Origin of the sequence: Staphylococcus simulans, assembly GCF_002994445.1 — a bacterium.
GTDB lineage: Bacteria > Bacillota > Bacilli > Staphylococcales > Staphylococcaceae > Staphylococcus > Staphylococcus simulans_B.
Window position 1 is genome coordinate 1 of the sequence record NZ_MRZJ01000015.1, and the last position, 17,179, is coordinate 17,179.

At 39.7% G+C, this 17,179-nt stretch carries 14 protein-coding genes; 10 read left to right on the top strand and 4 right to left on the bottom strand.

Features of this window, described 5'->3' with window-relative positions; translation table 11 throughout:
* Positions 1–49 precede the first annotated feature (49 nt).
* Positions 50–982, bottom strand: a complete 933-nt coding sequence (locus tag C7N65_RS11970) for an NAD-dependent epimerase/dehydratase family protein (protein ID WP_105994673.1) — start codon at positions 980–982, stop codon at positions 50–52.
* 279 nt (positions 983–1,261) lie between these two features.
* Between C7N65_RS11970 and C7N65_RS11975 the strand changes: the two genes are divergently transcribed.
* On the top strand, positions 1,262–1,972 hold the full coding sequence (locus C7N65_RS11975; RefSeq protein ID WP_105994674.1) for a MerR family transcriptional regulator: 711 nt from the start codon (positions 1,262–1,264) through the stop codon (positions 1,970–1,972).
* A gap of 79 nt (positions 1,973–2,051) precedes the next feature.
* Here the strand turns inward: C7N65_RS11975 and C7N65_RS11980 are convergent, their stop codons facing one another.
* Both C7N65_RS11980 and C7N65_RS11985 read right to left on the bottom strand, forming a co-directional pair.
* On the bottom strand, positions 2,052–3,296 hold the full coding sequence (locus C7N65_RS11980) for a M20 family metallo-hydrolase (RefSeq protein ID WP_105994675.1): 1,245 nt from the start codon (positions 3,294–3,296) through the stop codon (positions 2,052–2,054).
* 94 nt (positions 3,297–3,390) lie between these two features.
* Positions 3,391–5,016: a PucR family transcriptional regulator gene (locus C7N65_RS11985; protein WP_105994676.1), complete on the bottom strand. Its 1,626-nt coding sequence runs from the start codon at positions 5,014–5,016 to the stop codon at positions 3,391–3,393.
* Between the two features lie 192 nt (positions 5,017–5,208).
* Between C7N65_RS11985 and allW the strand changes: the two genes are divergently transcribed.
* Together allW and allB are read left to right on the top strand one after the other, a co-directional pair.
* Positions 5,209–6,702 carry an allantoin permease gene (allW, locus tag C7N65_RS11990; RefSeq protein ID WP_105994677.1) on the top strand — a complete coding sequence of 498 codons (1,494 nt, stop codon included), beginning with the start codon at positions 5,209–5,211 and terminating at the stop codon, positions 6,700–6,702.
* Entirely contained in the window at positions 6,692–8,053 is a 1,362-nt protein-coding gene (allB, locus tag C7N65_RS11995) for an allantoinase AllB (protein ID WP_105994678.1), read from the top strand. The genes allW and allB overlap by 11 nt, the downstream gene beginning before the upstream one ends.
* A gap of 60 nt (positions 8,054–8,113) precedes the next feature.
* On the opposite strand, the gene C7N65_RS12000 is transcribed toward allB, so the two are convergent.
* Complete coding sequence (locus C7N65_RS12000; protein WP_234019093.1) at positions 8,114–8,929, bottom strand: alpha/beta hydrolase fold domain-containing protein; 816 nt, start codon at positions 8,927–8,929, stop codon at positions 8,114–8,116.
* A gap of 189 nt (positions 8,930–9,118) precedes the next feature.
* On the opposite strand from C7N65_RS12000, the gene allC reads away from it, so the two are divergent.
* The 7 genes from allC to C7N65_RS12035 all read left to right on the top strand — a co-directional run bounded on the left by allC (position 9,119) and on the right by C7N65_RS12035 (position 17,173).
* Positions 9,119–10,351, top strand: coding sequence for an allantoate deiminase (gene allC / locus C7N65_RS12005; RefSeq protein WP_105994680.1), 1,233 nt, complete (start codon positions 9,119–9,121; stop codon positions 10,349–10,351).
* A gap of 24 nt (positions 10,352–10,375) precedes the next feature.
* Positions 10,376–11,164, top strand: coding sequence for a (S)-ureidoglycine aminohydrolase (gene allE, locus C7N65_RS12010; protein ID WP_105994681.1), 789 nt, complete (start codon positions 10,376–10,378; stop codon positions 11,162–11,164).
* A gap of 17 nt (positions 11,165–11,181) precedes the next feature.
* The gene (gene allD, locus C7N65_RS12015) at positions 11,182–12,213 is read left to right on the top strand and encodes an ureidoglycolate dehydrogenase (protein ID WP_105994682.1); all 1,032 of its coding nucleotides are present in this window, start codon (positions 11,182–11,184) and stop codon (positions 12,211–12,213) included.
* 108 nt (positions 12,214–12,321) lie between these two features.
* Complete coding sequence (allD, locus tag C7N65_RS12020) at positions 12,322–13,371, top strand: ureidoglycolate dehydrogenase (protein WP_105994683.1); 1,050 nt, start codon at positions 12,322–12,324, stop codon at positions 13,369–13,371.
* A gap of 15 nt (positions 13,372–13,386) precedes the next feature.
* Positions 13,387–15,138, top strand: coding sequence for an acyl-CoA synthetase FdrA (locus tag C7N65_RS12025; RefSeq protein WP_105994684.1), 1,752 nt, complete (start codon positions 13,387–13,389; stop codon positions 15,136–15,138).
* On the top strand, positions 15,138–16,403 hold the full coding sequence (locus C7N65_RS12030) for a DUF1116 domain-containing protein (protein WP_105994685.1): 1,266 nt from the start codon (positions 15,138–15,140) through the stop codon (positions 16,401–16,403). Before C7N65_RS12025 ends, C7N65_RS12030 begins: the two co-directional genes overlap by 1 nt.
* A complete protein-coding gene (locus tag C7N65_RS12035; protein WP_105994686.1) occupies positions 16,400–17,173 on the top strand; it encodes a DUF2877 domain-containing protein in 774 nt (257 codons plus the stop codon). Before C7N65_RS12030 ends, C7N65_RS12035 begins: the two co-directional genes overlap by 4 nt.
* Positions 17,174–17,179 lie beyond the last annotated feature (6 nt).

The following is a 17,179-nucleotide window of genomic DNA, read 5'->3' on the forward strand; positions in this document are numbered from 1 at the left end:
TTTTTTATGCTTATTTAACTGTTGTTTTCTTTAGTTCTATTTGGAATATTTATTGTTCGTTGTAGTCCAAGTAAGCTGCAATCCCTTTGTTAATAGGGTAGTCTGGTTGATAGCCTAATGCTTTTAATGGAGATACATCAGAGTAGGAATATTTGATATCACCTTTACGTGCATCTTCAAATGAATAAGGTACTTCATAACCGAAGTATTCTGCGAAAGCATTGAAGACTGTTCTTAATTCAGTTTGATCTCCAGTACCCGCATTATAAATTTTACCATTAGTTTGTTCATCATTAATGACTAACCAAATCGCTTGAAGCAAGTCTTTGATATAAATAAAGTCTCGTGTTTGTTTCCCGTCTCCGAAGAAAGTAAAAGGCGCTTTATTTAAGAATTTCTGATTCAAGATGGAAAGTACACCTGAATAGTCTGACTCTGGATTTTGTCTTGGACCGTATACGTTGAAGAAACGTAATGATACTGTAGGCAATCCATAAAGGGTATGATAGATTTTTGTGTATTGTTCACTTGCAAATTTTTGTACTGCATAAGGTGACAAAGGATTGATTTTAGAATCCGTTGATTTCGGCAAATCAGGCAAGTCGCCGTAAATAGCAGCTGAAGATGCGAATAAGAATTTTTTCAAATTCGAGTTATGTTCACGATTGGCTTCTAATAAGTGAATCGTTGAATCGATATTATCTCCGTTTGATGCTACTGGTTTTTCTACAGTTTCAACTACACTGACCATAGCAGCTAGATGAAAGACATAATCGAATTGATGCACCTTTACAAGCTCAGATAATAATTCAAAGTCTTTCACATCATTTTGATAGAAATGGTCATCATCGATAAATGACACATTTTCTCTTTTGCCGGTAGATAGATTATCGACAATAAAAACCTCTCCGCCTTCATTATTAAACTTTTCAGCAATATGCGAACCAATAAAACCAGCCCCGCCGGTAATCAATATTTTCATAATATGGACCATCCTTGTTTACTTTATTTATCACTCTTTTTCTATTATGTATATGTTAAAGTGTAGCATTATACTATAGAAGATGAAAGATAAAACCTAATATATAAGTTTAAAAATCTGTAAAGGCGCAAATTGTGCAACAACAAGTATTACAAGACGGTCGGCAGTCTTAAATTTGCAATTATTTTTAATAAAGTACTTGCATGTCACGTTGCGTCATAGCGTACATTGAAGACAAGATGAATCACATAAAAATAATAGAAGCGGAGGCGTTGAATTATGGAATATTCAACAGGCGAACTCGCAAAAATGTGCGACGTATCAGTCAGAACAGTACAATATTACGATCAAAAAGGATTGCTTCGACCAAGTCGTGTGGAACATCAGCGCAGAATATACAGTGAAGCAGACAAAACACAGTTAGAAAGCATAGTCTTATTAAAAAGTATGGGTGTATCGCTGCAAGAAATTCATCATATTCTGAATGAAGCAGAAGATACCGCGACATTAAAAGTGTTGCTGAAAAAGAAAGAAACAGAATTAAAGCATGCTTTAGCACAAACAAAGCAGCAATTAGACCGACTTCAAAAATTAGATGAACTGGTAGGGGGCAATGACCCAAGTATCTTAGATAATGCGCAACAATTCGAAGCAATATCAGAGCGGATGGATCAAATGAGTAAAATACGCCGCAATATGTTAATCGCAGGTATTGCGGTCGGAGGATATCAAGTCAGTACTTTAGTACGCGCACTCACTCAAAAAGATTGGAAGATATGGGCACGAGCAATTCCATTCAGAATGTTATTTGCGGCAGGCTTCACAGCGTATTACTATCAAAAGGTCAGCTATGTTTGTCCTAATTGCCAAACGGTCTTCAAACCTAAATTAAGTCACATGATTTTTGCTAATCATACGTTTAAAACACGTAGATTAACTTGTCCTCACTGCGGTGAAACGCATTATTGTATTGAAATCGCTGCACAGTAATTAAATGGTGGTTAGTAAAACGGGAAAGGCTCTTATTGAACCTTTCCCGTTTATATTTATGAAACTATTGAATTATTGGCTAGAATTTAACCTCAGCTTTCGCAACTTCAATCACTGTTTCAATCAATGTTTGAATCCCTTTTTCGATTTCTTCTGGTTCTACCGATTCTTTAGGCGAGTGGCTGATACCATCTTTACAAGGAATGAAAATCATACTTGTTGGACAGATTAATGCCATGTTCATGGAGTCATGACCGGCACCGCTGAACATAAAGCGGTAGCTGTAGCCTAAGCGGTCGCATACATTTTTAGTGATTTTTGAGATGTCTCTGTCTAAGTTGACCGGTACTTCTTGACCTAAGTCAGTGACTTCAGCATGGATTTGTCTGTTTTGTGTGATTGCTGTAATTGCTTGTTCTACTTCTGTGACAACTTGTTCGCGAGATTCTAATTCTTTGCCTCTGATATCAATCAGCAATGTAACTTCTCCTGGAATGGCATTCATGATGTTAGGGAAAGCATTCAGATGGCCGACTGTCGCAACGACACCTGCTTTATGATAGTGCTGCGCAATGGCTTCGACTTTTAAAATGATTTCTGAAGCAGCTGTCAATGCATCATAACGCATCGGCATCGGTGTTGAACCTGAATGGCTGGTTTCACCTGTCAGCTGAACTTTGAAACGGTGGGGCGCAGCAATATGTGTCACAATCCCGATATCTTTATGTTTGTTTTGCAAGATAGGACCTTGTTCGATATGCAATTCCAAGAAGGCTTTAATGTCCCCTTTACCGTAAATATCTTTATCTGAAGGCATACTTTGTTTTAATGTATCGACTAAATGGAAAAGTGTTTTGCCTTCATTGTCGGTAATATTTTTCATAGCTTCTTGCGATAAATCGCCGATCATATATTTACTGCCGAGTGTCGCTGTATTAAATCGTGCAGATTCTTCTGCGGTAAATGCGACGATTTCAATCGGGTGATCGGTTTCGATTTGATGTTCGTTCAAGTGCATCATGAGTTGAAGTGCTGCGACGACACCTAATAAGCCGTCATAGCGGCCGCCGTCTTTAACTGTATCGATGTGAGAACCGATCATAACCGGCGGTAAATCATTGTATTTGCCTGGTCTTCTTGCGATGACATTGCCGAAGTAGTCGAAGCGGACTTCTAATCCTGCTTCTCGACATAACATTGAAAATTTCAATGCGGCTAAACGTTCTGCGTGACGAAAGGCAATGCGGTTGGTACCGCCGGATTCTGTATTAAAGCCGTAATTGTTAAAAGTATCTAAATGAGACATGACTGTATCTATATTCATGCGTCTTCCCCCTGTTTATTGGATGCTTGATTTATCTTATTTTAGCACATCATTGCGTGCGATATATCTTAATAATGCTTTATTTGATTTTTTCTTAATCATCAAATGTAATTTCTTCTGAAGCAAAGAGTGCTAAGCGGATATTTAAGGAGTTGAATGGTTCTTCAACGCTGCATCCTAAAATTTCCTCACAGTTTTTAATACGATATTTCACCGTATTTCTATGAATATACATTTTCTTTGCAGTCTTGGTGATATCGCATTGATAGTCCATATAGATTCTTAATGTATCTTTCAACTCTTCATCTTTTTTCGTTTTAGGATAGCTGAGGTCTCCTAAAGTATGCTGGATGAAAGGTTTTAATTTGCTTGGCGGTATCAATTGAAGCAGCTCTTTCATGCTTTTAGATTGATAGAAATTCATAAATTCTTTGCGCAATTTATCTAAGCCGCTTTCATATGCTTCATTCGCTTCCATAAAGGAAGTAGATAATTGCGTGAACTCTGTGACTTTATTACCGATGCCGAATGAGATACTGCTGTCGAAGAATTCATGATATTCTTTTTGAATATGTTTGAGATAGTTTAAGTAATATTCATGTTGTGATTGTAATAAGATTGCGAATCTGCGATTGCTCGGCAGACTGTAGACACTGATACGTGTATCAATATCTGTCAGTTTGTGCTGCAGCCAGGCATAGACGAATTGATAGCGCTCTTCAACGTATTGGCTGTTTTCTAAATTGTCCGTCGGATCGATTGCACATATAATCACCTGATAATAATCAGAAGGGTAGATGCCGTATTGTTTAAATAAGATAGGATGATTATGTACAGATAATGACTCGTCAGAACGATTGGTGATGAGGGATTCAAAGAAGCGGTTGATGTCTAGATGTTCAGCTTCTTCAATCTTTTTATTTTTATAAATCGCAAAGCTGAGTGTTGTCACAATTTGTTCTATCGTTAATAAACTGAACGGGTAAGAAAGCTTATTTATATCTGCCACCATTAAATAATATGGGAAGTAGGTATAAGCTTGAACTTTAAAGATTGCGATATCATTTGTGAATTTTGTTTGGTTGCGAGTAATCGTATTTTTATTTTCGGCACGCAAATACTCTAAGAAGTACTTAATGTGTGCTTGTCGCAAGATATTGTCTTGCTGATAATGCCAACTTTGCGAATCAATCATACAAAATGGATTGAACAGCAATACGGGTACGCCTAGAATACGGCTCATTCTTTCAATCATTGTTTCAACGCCGAACCCTTTAATCAGCATATCGTTGAGTTCTTGTTGGATATTTAAGGCATAGTTCAGTTTAGCTGTTTTCTCATCAGAGATGTAGGTTGAAACCTGTCTTGTGATTTCGCCCAAATTCCATTCTTCAGAGATTTCAATCAGCGGGAACTCTAATTGGTTGGCATAATCAATCACGTCTTGATCGATTTGTTTCAAGTAGCGTGACGTTTTGATGCCTAAGCCAGCTGTATTGATATCATTGAGTTCTTTAATCATCTTTTTAAGTCCTTGCTGATTCTCTTGAAACAAGAGTCCGGTTGTGAGGATAAAAGATTGTTCAGCAGTATAGTCTTTGATATCCACATTTTCTGTGATATCTAAATGTTTTACCTCTCTTTGCAAATCTCCGTTTTGATTGATAAGTTCCAATCCGGCAAACCTCGGTGCTGCTAAAATATTTTGTAATGTCGGCATGTAATCACCTTCCTTATTTCTCTTTTTATGAAATAAATTCTAACACGAATAATATTATTTGTCCGAAATCGATAATTTTAAAAAAAATAACTGTCATTCTGCACAAAGAAAAACAAATCAGCCCAATGTAAAATTTAAGTTAAAGATTATACGTATAGTCATTATTTATTCCAATTCAAAGGAGATATAGAAATGACGAAACAGGGGCAAAATCAAAGCGGCACGTTTGATGCGGCTTTCTTTGAACGCAGGGGTTATAACAAGGATGTTATGCCTAAAACATCTGAACAAAGAAATAACACGACATTCAACTTTTTCACGCTTTGGATGGGCGCTGTGCATAATATTCCCAATTATACTGCTGTAGGCGGGTTTTTACTCTTAGGACTTTCTCCGTTGCAAGTCATTTTCGCATTGATTTTCAGTTCGTTTATCATTGCATCATTATTGGCTGTAAACGGATATGCAGGCTCTAAATACGGCATTCCATTTGCGATGCAATTACGTCAAACGTATGGAGACATCGGGGCAAAATTACCAGGCGTTTTACGTGGTGTAATTGCAGGAATCGGTTGGTTTGGTCTGCAGACCTTTGCAGGTTCGCAAGCCTTACTCATTTTGCTGATTAAATTCTTCCCGGGGTTCGAGCATTTGGGTAATGGTACAACAATCTTAGGTATTACAATACCTGGATTAATTGCATTCTTAGCATTCTGGGCGATCAACTTCGCAATCGGTATCGGTGGCGGAGAAACGCTGAATAAATTCACAGCCGTCTTAAACCCGTTGATTTACATTGTATTCGGCGGAATGGCAATCTGGGGATTTGTGGTTGCCGGCGGATGGCACAACATCATGACGTATGAAATTCATACGAAATCATCAGGTATTATTTATCCGGCTATCTTATCATTCATTTTGATTTTCAACTCAATGATGGGTGTATGGGCTGGACCAGGTTCAAGTGTTGCTGACTTTACACAAAAAGCAGTCTCAACACGTTCACAAATTATCGGACAAGTTTCAGGTATTGTTGTTGCGCACTTACTGTTTGCATTCAGCAGTGTCTTCATTATCATCGGCGGTTCTATCTTCTTGGGTCACCAAGAGTGGAATATCTTGACGATTATTAATAACTGGGACAATGTTTGGATGATTTTAATCGCAACAGGGGTATTATTAATGACAACAATATCTACTAACGCGACAAGCAACATTATCCCGGCAGCTTATCAATTAAGTGTATTGATGCCGAAATGGATTAATTACCGTCGCGGTGTTATCTTAGCTTCTGTAGTCAGTATTTTGATTATGCCATGGAAATTAATGGAAAATGAAGATAGTATTTTCGTTTTCTTAAACATGATCGGTGCAATTTTAGGAACTGTTTCTGGTGTGCTGATTGTGCATTTCTACTTAATCAACAGATGCAAGGTAGACATTGATAGATTGTACTTTGATTTAAATGATCCGAATCATAATGGATTAAGATTCAACTTTTCAGCCTATGTGGCAACAATCTTAGGTGTTGTTGTATCACTGCTAGGTTTCATTCCGAAATTCCAAGTCATTTCTGACTTCTCATGGTTTATCGGATTTATCATCGCAGGCGTTTCTTACATTATTTTATATCTTTTAGAGAAGAGATTTAGAAAAAACAAAGGAGAGAAAGCCAATGAAATATGATTTACTAATTAAAAACGGCCGTGTCATTTTAGATGAAGGCGAACAAGAAGTAGAAGTTGCTGTAAAAGACGGCAAAATTGTAAGCATCGGACATGACTTAGGAGATGCAGAAAAAGTAATCGATGCAAAAGGACAAATCGTAGCACCAGGTATGGTCGATGCACACGTACACATCACTGAACCAGGCGGCGGCTACCGCGACAGCTGGGAAGGTTATGAAACTGGATTGAAAGGTGCTGCTAAAGGCGGTGTAACAACAATCGTTGAAATGCCTTTAAACCAAGTACCTGCGACAACAGATAAAGCATCTTTCGACGAGAAAGTCGAAGCTGGTAAAGGCAAATTATCAGCTGACGTTGCAAGCTACGGCGGTTTAGTTCCTTATAATTTAGACGGCGGCATTCAAGAGTTAGACGAAGAAGGCGTTGTAGCATACAAAGCATTCTTAGCAACTTGCGGTGACCGTTCTATCGAAGGCGACTTCCAAAATGTGGATGATTACTCACTTTATGAAGGTATGAAACAAATCGCTAAAACAGGCAAAATCTTATCTGTTCACGCAGAAAACGCAGATATCACTGACCGTTTAGGCGAAATTGCATACAAAAACGGCGAAACTTCAATGGCAGCATACGTTGAATCAAGACCTGTCTTCACAGAAGTTGAACCGATCCGCAAATTAATCTTATTTGCGAAAGAAACAGGCTGCCGCTTGCACATCGTACACGTTGCATGTGAAGAAGGCGTTGAAGAAATCATCAAAGCACAACAAGAAGGTGTAGATGTTACTTGCGAAACTTGTACACACTATCTTTACTTCTACAAAGAAGAATTAGATGATATCGGTGCCGTTGCAAAATGTTCACCGCCGATTCGTGAAAAATCACGTTTAGAAGGTATGTGGGATCGTGTTCTTAAAGGCGACATCAACTTCGTAACTTCAGACCACTCACCATGTACACCTGATTTAAAAGATACTGACAATGCATTTGAAGCATGGGGCGGTATCGCAGGTATCCAAAACAACGTGGACATTTTATTCGATGAAGGTGTTCAAAAACGCAATATGTCATTATCACGCTTTGCGGAAATCATTGCGGCTGAACCTGCTAAACGCTTTGGTTTAGATAACAAAGGCAGTATTTCAGTAGGTAAAGATGCAGACTTCGTATTCATTCAACCAGAAACTGAATATACGTTAGAAGCAGATGATTTAGAATACCGTAATAAATTAAGTCCTTATGTCGGACGTACAATCAACGCACAAGTTGCGAGAACAATCTTGCGCGGTGAAGAAACGTACAGCTTAGAAGATGGCGTTTCAGAAGACTTCCGCGGTGAATTTATCTAAGGCTGACAATTATATAAGCACACAAAAAAGACCTCCTGCTCTGGAGGTCTTTTGTTTTGCTTAAACTAATTGGTCTAAGAATGATTTAGCTTGTTTATAGATATCTAGGTTAAAGTCAGAGACTTCTCGGTCAAAATCATGTTCATTATTATCTAAAGCAATAAACGTTGTGTTAGGAATCAATCGATCTAAATGCTGGCCTTCGCTGAAAGGAACATCCGGATCTTGTTTGCCATGCACAATAAATGTCGGCGGGAAGCTCTTAAGTATCTTAGGCATGATATTGTAAGCAGCATCAGAAGATTGCTGAATGCCGAGCAGATCAAGCCATTGGTTTTGTCCTCGCGCATAAAGGTAAATGAGATAACGTGTCTGCAAATCACCTTGTGTGAGCGGTTCGCTTTGAATCATCTGATTCAATAATTGCGGTGTGATTTGTGCAGACATTGCTTTGTATTGCGGATTCGGACGTAAGAACTGCGGTACATGGAAACGGCTGTAACCATAAAAGTCTAATATACCTTGAACTTCGCGTTTCGATGCAATCATCAGTGATAAAAAGGCACCTGCAGAACGGCCGAAGACAAAAATCGGCATGTCAGGATAGTTTGCTTTAACAGCATCGAATTGTGTTAATGCATCTTGGATAATCGTATCAATCTTGCTTTCAGGCGCAAGACGATAGTCGGCAGAAATAAAGATATAGTCTTCAGTTAAGATATCGATATAGCTTTTCGGCAAATCATCAGGCTGGCCGAAAATCAAACCGCCGCCGTGAAAGTAGAGGATAATGCCTTTTGCTTTATTTTTGGCTGGTGTCGTCAATTGTTTTAATTGGAATTGATCGGGTGTAGTGATTTGAATCGTTTCAGACAACAAGAGCGCCTCCTTTAATTCATCATTGTTTTAAATTCCATAGTTACCCAAAATAATTATCACAAATCTTTTAGTGCACGTATTTGTACAAAATGAATAAATACGACGTGTTTTCTTGTAGGAAATGTTGATGTAGTAACAAAAGTAAACATTTATAATAGGTAGTGAGATGAAAAGGAGTTGTTGAATATGAACATCCGTTCCTCTTTTGAAGCTTTAGACAACCAATTTACTGCTTACGGCGGTTTAATTGGCGGAGGAATTACACGCTTGCTTTATTCAAATGAATGGCAGCAAGCAGTGCACGCTTTAAAAGAAACATTGGAATCATCTGGTTTTGAAACAAAATTCGACGACATCGGCAATATCACAGGTCGTTTAGAAGGCAGCAAATATCCAGATGAAACAATTGTTTCGGGTTCTCATATTGATACCGTTGTTGAAGGCGGTCACTTAGATGGTCAATATGGAATCTTAGCAGCTGTAACAGCAATGAAAGCACTGAAAGAAGAATACGGCCAGCCGCTTCGTTCACTTGAAGTACTAGGCCTAGCCGAAGAAGAAGGCAGCCGTTTCCCATTCGCATTCTGGGGCAGTAAAAACTTCTTCAACCTTGTAGACAAGAAAGAAGTTGAAGAGATTGCGGACGCTGAAGGCGTACGCTTTGAAGATGCGATGAGAGATTCAGGCTTCGATTACAGAAAGCAAGACAATAACCACGATGACATCAAAGCTTTTGTTGAAGTTCATATCGAGCAGGGGAAAGTGCTTGAAACTGAAAACAAATCAATTGGTGTTGTAAACGGGATTGTCGGACAAAAACGTTACACAATTACACTAAAAGGCGAAGCCAACCACGCAGGTACGACACCGATGGGCTTAAGAAAAGACGCGGTTGTTGGCTTCAGCGAAATCGCTTCTAAATTGACACAACGTGCAAGAGAAATCGGCGATCCGTTAGTACTGACTTTCGGCAGAGTCGACCCTGTACCGAACACAGTAAACGTAGTGCCGGGTGAAATTGTCTTCAGTATTGATACACGCCACATCGATCAAGATGTCTTGAATCAATTCGCAGAAGAAATTTCACAAACTATCCAATCTGTTTCTGAACAAGAAGGTTTAGAATACGATATTGATTTATGGATGGACGAAGCGCCTGTACTGATGGATGAAAACTTAGTCGATAAGATTGAGCAATCAGCTGACAGTGTAGTGGGTAAAGAACAATATAAAGTGATGGCATCTGGTGCTGGACACGATTCGCAAATCTTTGCGAAATTCGTACCGACAGCAATGTTATTTGTGCCATCTATCAATGGTATCAGTCATAACGTTGAAGAAGAAACAAACATCGAAGACTTAGTTAAAGGAATCGAAGTATTAAAAGAAGTTTTATATGAATTAGCTTATAAAGAATAATTAATGTAAAAGGAGATTTTAATAATGGGTTACTTAAATCATAATCAAGGTTATAGAGAAGGTTTATTAGAAACAAGAGCAGTGATCAAAAAAGATAATTACGCAGTAATTACTCCAGACGGCTTAGTGAACAACGTTGTTCCTAACTTTGACGACTGCGACGTTACAATCTTAGGTTCACCTCGTTTAGGTGCACGTTTCGTTGACTACTTAGTTACATTGAAAGACCAAGGCGGCAACATGGCAGGCTTTGGCGGAGACGGTATCCAAACATTTATTTATGTTGTATACGGAAACATCAATGCTTACGCTGGAGACGAAAAATACGAATTATCACAAGGCGGCTACTTATATGTACCAGCTGATCAAGTGATGAAATTCGAAAACAATAACAACAATGAAGACAGCCGTGTGTTCTTATACAAAAAACGTTACCAACCACTTGAAGGCCACAAACCAGAAGTAGTAACTGGCAACGTTAACAACTTACCTAAAGAACCATATGAAGGCATGAAAGAAGTTACAGTACAAGACTTATTACCAAAAGATATCGCTTATGACATGAACATTCATATCTTAGCGTTCGAACCAGGTGCTTCACATGGTTATATCGAAACACACGTTCAAGAACACGGTGCTTACGTATTAAGCGGCCGCGGTATGTACAATCTTGACAATGATTGGCAACCAGTAGACAAAGGCGACTACATCTTCATGGGCGCTTATGCACCACAAGCAACTTATGCGATCGGATTAGAAGAACCATTCGCATATATCTACTCTAAAGATGCGAACCGCGACATCGAACTATAAGAGAGGGTTTCTAAAACATGAGTGAAGAAAATTTAGTTTACGTTGGCTTTGATGAATTACGCCAATTATTTACAGATAAACTAATGCTTGCAGGTATGCCGAAGAAGTACGCAGATAAAGTTGCGGAACTGATGATGTTTGCGGATGCACGCGGTATCCATTCACATGGTGCCGTGCGCCTGCAATATTACGCAGAACGTACAGCAAAAGGCGGGTTCAATTTAGACCCGAATATCAAGTTTGAACAAACAGGACCGTCCAGCGGGATTTACTACGCAGACAATACTGTAGGCCATTACGCTGCTTACCATGCGATGGACGAAGCGATTAAAATGGCGAAAGAAAACGGTATTGCGGCTGTCGGTGTAAAAGAAATGGGCCATAGCGGTGCCATCGGCTATTACACTAAAATGGCAGCACAAGAAGGCTTAGTCTCACTAAGTGTGTGCCAATCTGACCCGATGGTCGTACCATTCGGCGGTTCTAAACCGTACTTCGGTACGAACCCTATTGCGTTCGGCGCACCAAGAAAAGACGGCAAAGCGATCGTCTTTGATATGGCGACGACAGTACAAGCGTGGGGCAAAATCTTGGATGCACGTTCTAAAAATCATTCTATCCCAAATACTTGGGCAGTGGATGATAAAGGCGAACCGACAACAGATCCTTATAAAGTAAGTGCCTTGCTTCCGGTTGCCGGACCGAAAGGCTACGGCTTGATGATGATGGTAGACATCTTATCAGGCAGCTTGCTTGGATTGCCGTTTGGACAACATGTGTCTTCAATGTATGAAGATTACAGTGCATATCGTCGATTAGGCCAATTCCACTTGGTTATTAATCCAAGCTACTTTGGCGACGAAACACAATTCTTGTCTCAAATGGAACAAATGGTTCAAGAACTTCACGACATTGATCCTGCAAAAGGCTTTAATCAAGTTTACTACCCAGGAGAAATACAAGAAGATGTGGAAAGCAAATACAAAGAAACAGGTATTCCGATTCCGCAATCTATCTATGATTATATGAAGTCAGAACAAGTTTACTAATTGAAATTGAATGAGCGGTGCTGGTCGTTGCACCGGCACCGCTTATTTTCTTGATTTTGCAGATTAATAAATTAATAGAAAATTCAAATAAGTCAGGAGGGTTTTGTGATGCGTGTTACTAAAAAAGAGCTTTATGAGTTAATGAAAAATAAATTAATGAAAGCTGGCCTTCAAGAAGATGCGGCAAGCGATGTATCAGATGTACTAACATTTGCGGACCATCGCGGTATCCATTCTCATGGTGCAGTACGTGTTGAATATTATTCTGAACGTATAGCAAAAGGCGGCATTAATGCACATCCTAACTATGAGTTTGAAAAAACAGGCCCATCTTCAGCGGTGTTCCACGGCGACAACGGCCCAGGACATCAAGCAGCGAAACAAGCAATGGATAAAGCAATTGAAATGGCGAAAGAAAACGGTATTGCAGTAGTCGGTGTGAAAAACATCAGCCACAGCGGTGCGTTAGGTTATTTCGTAGAAATGGCTGCAGACCAAGATATGGTCGGTATCAGTATGTGTCAATCTGACCCGATGGTGGTACCATTCGGCGGAACTGAACCTTACTTTGGTACAAACCCAATTGCATTCAGTGGACCGACAAATGATGATCGCGTGATTACATTTGATATGGCGACAACTGTACAAGCATGGGGCAAAGTATTAGATGCACGTTCTAAAGGCCAATCTATTCCAGATACTTGGGCAGTAGATGAGAATGGCGAGCCTACAACTGATTCTCGTGCAGTACATGCTTTAGTACCTGTTGCTGGTCCTAAAGGCTATGGCTTGATGATGATGGTAGATATCTTATCAGGCAGCTTGCTCGGCTTGCCGTTTGGCGGTCATGTTTCATCTATGTATAAAGATTTAACAAAAGGCAGAGATTTAGGCCAATTGCACGTAGTAATCAACCCGGCGTACTTTACAGACGCAAAACAATTCAAAGCACAGCTTTCTACTATGCTCGATGAGTTGAAAGCACAACCTGCAGCAAAAGGTTACGGCGAAGTTTACTATCCAGGTGAACGCGGCCGATTGCGCAGTGAAAAATACGACCAAGATGGTATTGAAATTGTTGATGATATCTATGACTACTTAAAGTCAGATGATGTTCATTACGACCGTTATCACGGTAAAAACAGATTTGCAGAATAATAATGGAGGACAGTTATGTTATATACAATTATTAAAGAGAATACGTATCAAGACTCTATTGTATTGATGTTGTTATCGAACAAATTATCAGCAATGGATGGCGTTAACAAAGTATCAATTATGATGGGGACACCCGCAAACAAAGATATCTTCAGAGCTTCAGGTTTCGATTCACCAGAATTAGACGAAGCAAAACCAAACGACATCGTTATCATGATTGATACAGACGATGAGTCAATGGTTGATGAAGTGAATCAACAAGTTGAAGACGAGTTGAAAGGTAAAGGCGAAGATGATAAAGCTGACAAACAACAAGAAGTTTCTAACTGGAACCAAGCGTTAGATAAAGCAAATAATCCGAACCTTGCATTGATTTCAGTTCCTGGCCAATATGCGGCAATGGAAGCTGAAACAGCTTTAAGAAACAACTTACATGTCTTCATGTTCAGTGACAACGTACCTAAAGACGATGAAGTACGTTTGAAAGAAATGGCACATGACAAAGGTTTATTAGTAATGGGTCCTGACTGCGGTACAGGTATTATCCACTCATTGCCATTAGCATTCACTAACATCGTTAACAAAGGCGACATCGGTATCGTAGGTGCTTCAGGTACAGGTATCCAAGAAGTAACTACAATTGTTGACCGCGAAGGTAAAGGTGTAACAAACGCAATCGGTACAGGCGGACGCGACTTATCAACAGAAGTCGGCGCTATCACAATGATGGACAGTATCAAAGCGTTAGCACAAGATCCAACTGTTAAAGTGATCACAGTTGTTTCAAAACCGCCAGCTAAAGAAGTAGAAGAAAAAGTATTGAACTTGCTTCGTAATATCGACAAACCAGTTGTGACATTATTCTTAGGTCACAAACCAGAATACACTGAAGCAAACATTTACCATGCTTATACTTTAGAAGAAGCTGCACGTGTATCAGTTCAACTTTCTAATGGCGAAAAACCTGAATTCAAACCAGCAACAAAAGCAATCAATGCTTCATTGAAAGATGGCCAAGACGGCATCAAAGGTTACTATTCAGGCGGTACATTAGCAAGTGAAGCAGCTATGCTTGTTAAAGATGCGTTCGACGGCTTGAAAGATGAAACGACAGAAGGTTTCACTTATAAAGCGGGCAACCACGAAATCATTGACTTAGGTGATGACATGTATACACAAGGCCGTCCTCACCCAATGATCGACCCAGGCAAACGTATCGAAAAATTACAAGAAGCAGCTAAAGACGAAAACACTGCAGTCATCATGTTAGACAACGTAATCGGTTACGGCAGCCATGAAGATATGGCAAGTCAATTAGCACCAGCAATTGAAGATATCATCAGCGAAGCAAAAGCTGCTGGACGCGACATCGCTGTTCTTGCGACTGTTGTAGGTACAGAACACGATCCGCAAAGCTATGAGCAACAAATCAAAACATTAGAAGCTGCAGGTGCACAAATCTGCGAAACAAACGACCAAATGGTACGTTCAGCAATCGAATTAACAGGTCATAAAGCTGAACAACCTGAATTGAAAGAAGAGTCATTCGAAGCAACACCGGTTGACTTATCAGTAGATGATAAGATTCTTCAATTAATCAACACAACACCAAGCGTTATCAACGTTGGACTGAAAAGCTTTGCGACTGCAATTGACGAAAGCGGCGCAGACGTTGTTCAATTCAACTGGAGACCGGTTGCTGGCGGAAATGAAAAACTAATGAAAGTATTACAATTCTTAAACAACTTCGAAGGAGAGTCTGTATAATGGGTTACCAAACAATTGATGAAGCAAACCAAGCTGTCATAGATAAAATGATTGCAGCGGCACCATTCCTAGTTGACGTGGTACCTGCAAAAGATAAAATTTCTGAACTGAAAGAGCGTGTTTTATTACATGCCGGCCCGCCGATTAAATATGAAAACATGACAGATCCTATGAAAGGTGCATGTGTCGGCGCTATCCTATTTGAAGGATGGGCAAAAGACGAAGAAGGTGCACGTGAATTATTAGAAAACGATGAAATCACGTTCATCCCTTGTCACCATGTTAATGCAGTAGGACCAATGGGCGGTATCACTTCAATGAACATGCCTGTATTGGTTGTTGAAAACAGAGAAAGCGGCAATGAAGCATATTGCCAAATGAACGAAGGTATCGGTGCGGTATTACGTTTCGGTGCTTACAATGAAACAGTTGTGAATCGTTTGCACTGGATGAAAGATGTATTAGGTCCGGTATTAGGTAAAGCGATTCGTCAAATGGAAGACGGTTTAAACGTTAACGTATTGATCGCAAAAGCAATTGCGATGGGTGACGAATTCCACCAACGTAATATTGCAGCTTCATTAGCATTCTTAAAAGAAGTAGCACCAATCATCTCTGAATTAGAAGATGTTGCGCCTGAAAAACGTACAGAAGTAATTCAGTTCTTAGCAGACACTGACCAATTCTTCTTAAACGTAGCTATGGCTACAGGTAAAGCAATGATGGATGCTGCACGTGAAATTCAACATGGTACAATCGTAACAGCTATGTGCCGTAACGGTGAAAACTTCGGTATCCGTATTGCAGGTATGGGCGACGAATGGTTCACAGCACCTGTTAATACACCTCAAGGTTTATATTTCACTGGCTATTCTGCAGACGATGCGAACCCTGATATCGGCGACTCAGCAATTACTGAGACAATCGGTGTCGGCGGTATGGCAATGATCGCAGCACCAGCAGTAACACGTTTCGTTGGTACTGGCGGATTCCAAGATGCTTTAGCAACATCAGATGAAATGACTGAAATCTGTGTAGGCGAGAACCCTAACTTCTCAATTCCTACATGGGACTTCAAAGGTGCTTGCTTAGGTATCGATGCACGTTTAGTTGTTGAGAAAGGTATCACACCAGTTATCAACACAGGTATTGCACACAAAATTGCAGGCTTCGGACAAATCGGTGCGGGTACAGTACACCCTCCAATCGAATGCTTCGAAAAAGCAATCACAGCTTATGCTGAAAAACTAGGATTTAATGGATGATTTTAGCAGCACAAGCTATCGGAGCAAGTGCAATTAAGATAATTAACAATACAACAGAACTTAAAGTGCATAGTCGCTTTAATAAAGGTTTTAATGTGGTGGATAAAGATGACAATCTCATCTTTATCGGAACCACAGAAAATGGTATGTTTCCATTTGGAGTTGTAGTCGATGCGTATACAAGAGACCAGTTGCTCGCATCGGTTTCAGTCGGTCAAACGCTGAAAGTCAGACCAACAGCTTTAGCGTTTGATCGTCATCTGCAACTCAGTTTAAATGCTGAAGTTTATAAAGGGAGTCAAAATTTCGAGCAGGTTGATATCAATGCATTAAAATCAAATATCCAAGCATTTGATTTCAGTGAATATGCCGACGGTGATTTTGATAAAGCCAAAATCCTGTCTGTGTACGAAGCGTTGTCAAACCCACATGGAGATGCGAAGTCTGAATTAACTTATTTGATTGGACGCGGACAAGGTTTGACGCCCTCAGGCGATGATATATTAGTCGGATTGTTATTCATTCATTTTATCCAGCCTTTCATCACCAAAAAGCATATGGCACAAATTGAACAACTTGTCTCACAACCTTTAACGACATTAGTCAGCCAAACCTTTTTATCTTATGCGATTCAAGGTATTTTTAGTTCTAGATTAACTGATTTGATGGAAGATGCCTCTCAGTCAACATTGAAACAACTCCTCCAAGTAGGCTCATCATCAGGTAAAGACACATTATACGGAATGTATACAGCTTTATTGAAGGAGTGAAAGAAG

What these genes read in the sequence shown, in the direction of transcription:
- C7N65_RS11970 (WP_105994673.1), bottom strand. Translation starts at nt 982, where the DNA reads ATGAAAATATTGATTACCGGCGGGGCTGGTTTTATTGGTTCGCATATT.
- C7N65_RS11975 (WP_105994674.1), top strand. Translation starts at nt 1,262, where the DNA reads ATGGAATATTCAACAGGCGAACTCGCAAAAATGTGCGACGTATCAGTC.
- C7N65_RS11980 (WP_105994675.1), bottom strand. Translation starts at nt 3,296, where the DNA reads ATGAATATAGATACAGTCATGTCTCATTTAGATACTTTTAACAATTAC.
- C7N65_RS11985 (WP_105994676.1), bottom strand. Translation starts at nt 5,016, where the DNA reads ATGCCGACATTACAAAATATTTTAGCAGCACCGAGGTTTGCCGGATTG.
- allW (WP_105994677.1), top strand. Translation starts at nt 5,209, where the DNA reads ATGACGAAACAGGGGCAAAATCAAAGCGGCACGTTTGATGCGGCTTTC.
- allB (WP_105994678.1), top strand. Translation starts at nt 6,692, where the DNA reads ATGAAATATGATTTACTAATTAAAAACGGCCGTGTCATTTTAGATGAA.
- allC (WP_105994680.1), top strand. Translation starts at nt 9,119, where the DNA reads ATGAACATCCGTTCCTCTTTTGAAGCTTTAGACAACCAATTTACTGCT.
- allE (WP_105994681.1), top strand. Translation starts at nt 10,376, where the DNA reads ATGGGTTACTTAAATCATAATCAAGGTTATAGAGAAGGTTTATTAGAA.
- allD (WP_105994682.1), top strand. Translation starts at nt 11,182, where the DNA reads ATGAGTGAAGAAAATTTAGTTTACGTTGGCTTTGATGAATTACGCCAA.
- allD (WP_105994683.1), top strand. Translation starts at nt 12,322, where the DNA reads ATGCGTGTTACTAAAAAAGAGCTTTATGAGTTAATGAAAAATAAATTA.
- C7N65_RS12025 (WP_105994684.1), top strand. Translation starts at nt 13,387, where the DNA reads ATGTTATATACAATTATTAAAGAGAATACGTATCAAGACTCTATTGTA.
- C7N65_RS12030 (WP_105994685.1), top strand. Translation starts at nt 15,138, where the DNA reads ATGGGTTACCAAACAATTGATGAAGCAAACCAAGCTGTCATAGATAAA.
- C7N65_RS12035 (WP_105994686.1), top strand. Translation starts at nt 16,400, where the DNA reads ATGATTTTAGCAGCACAAGCTATCGGAGCAAGTGCAATTAAGATAATT.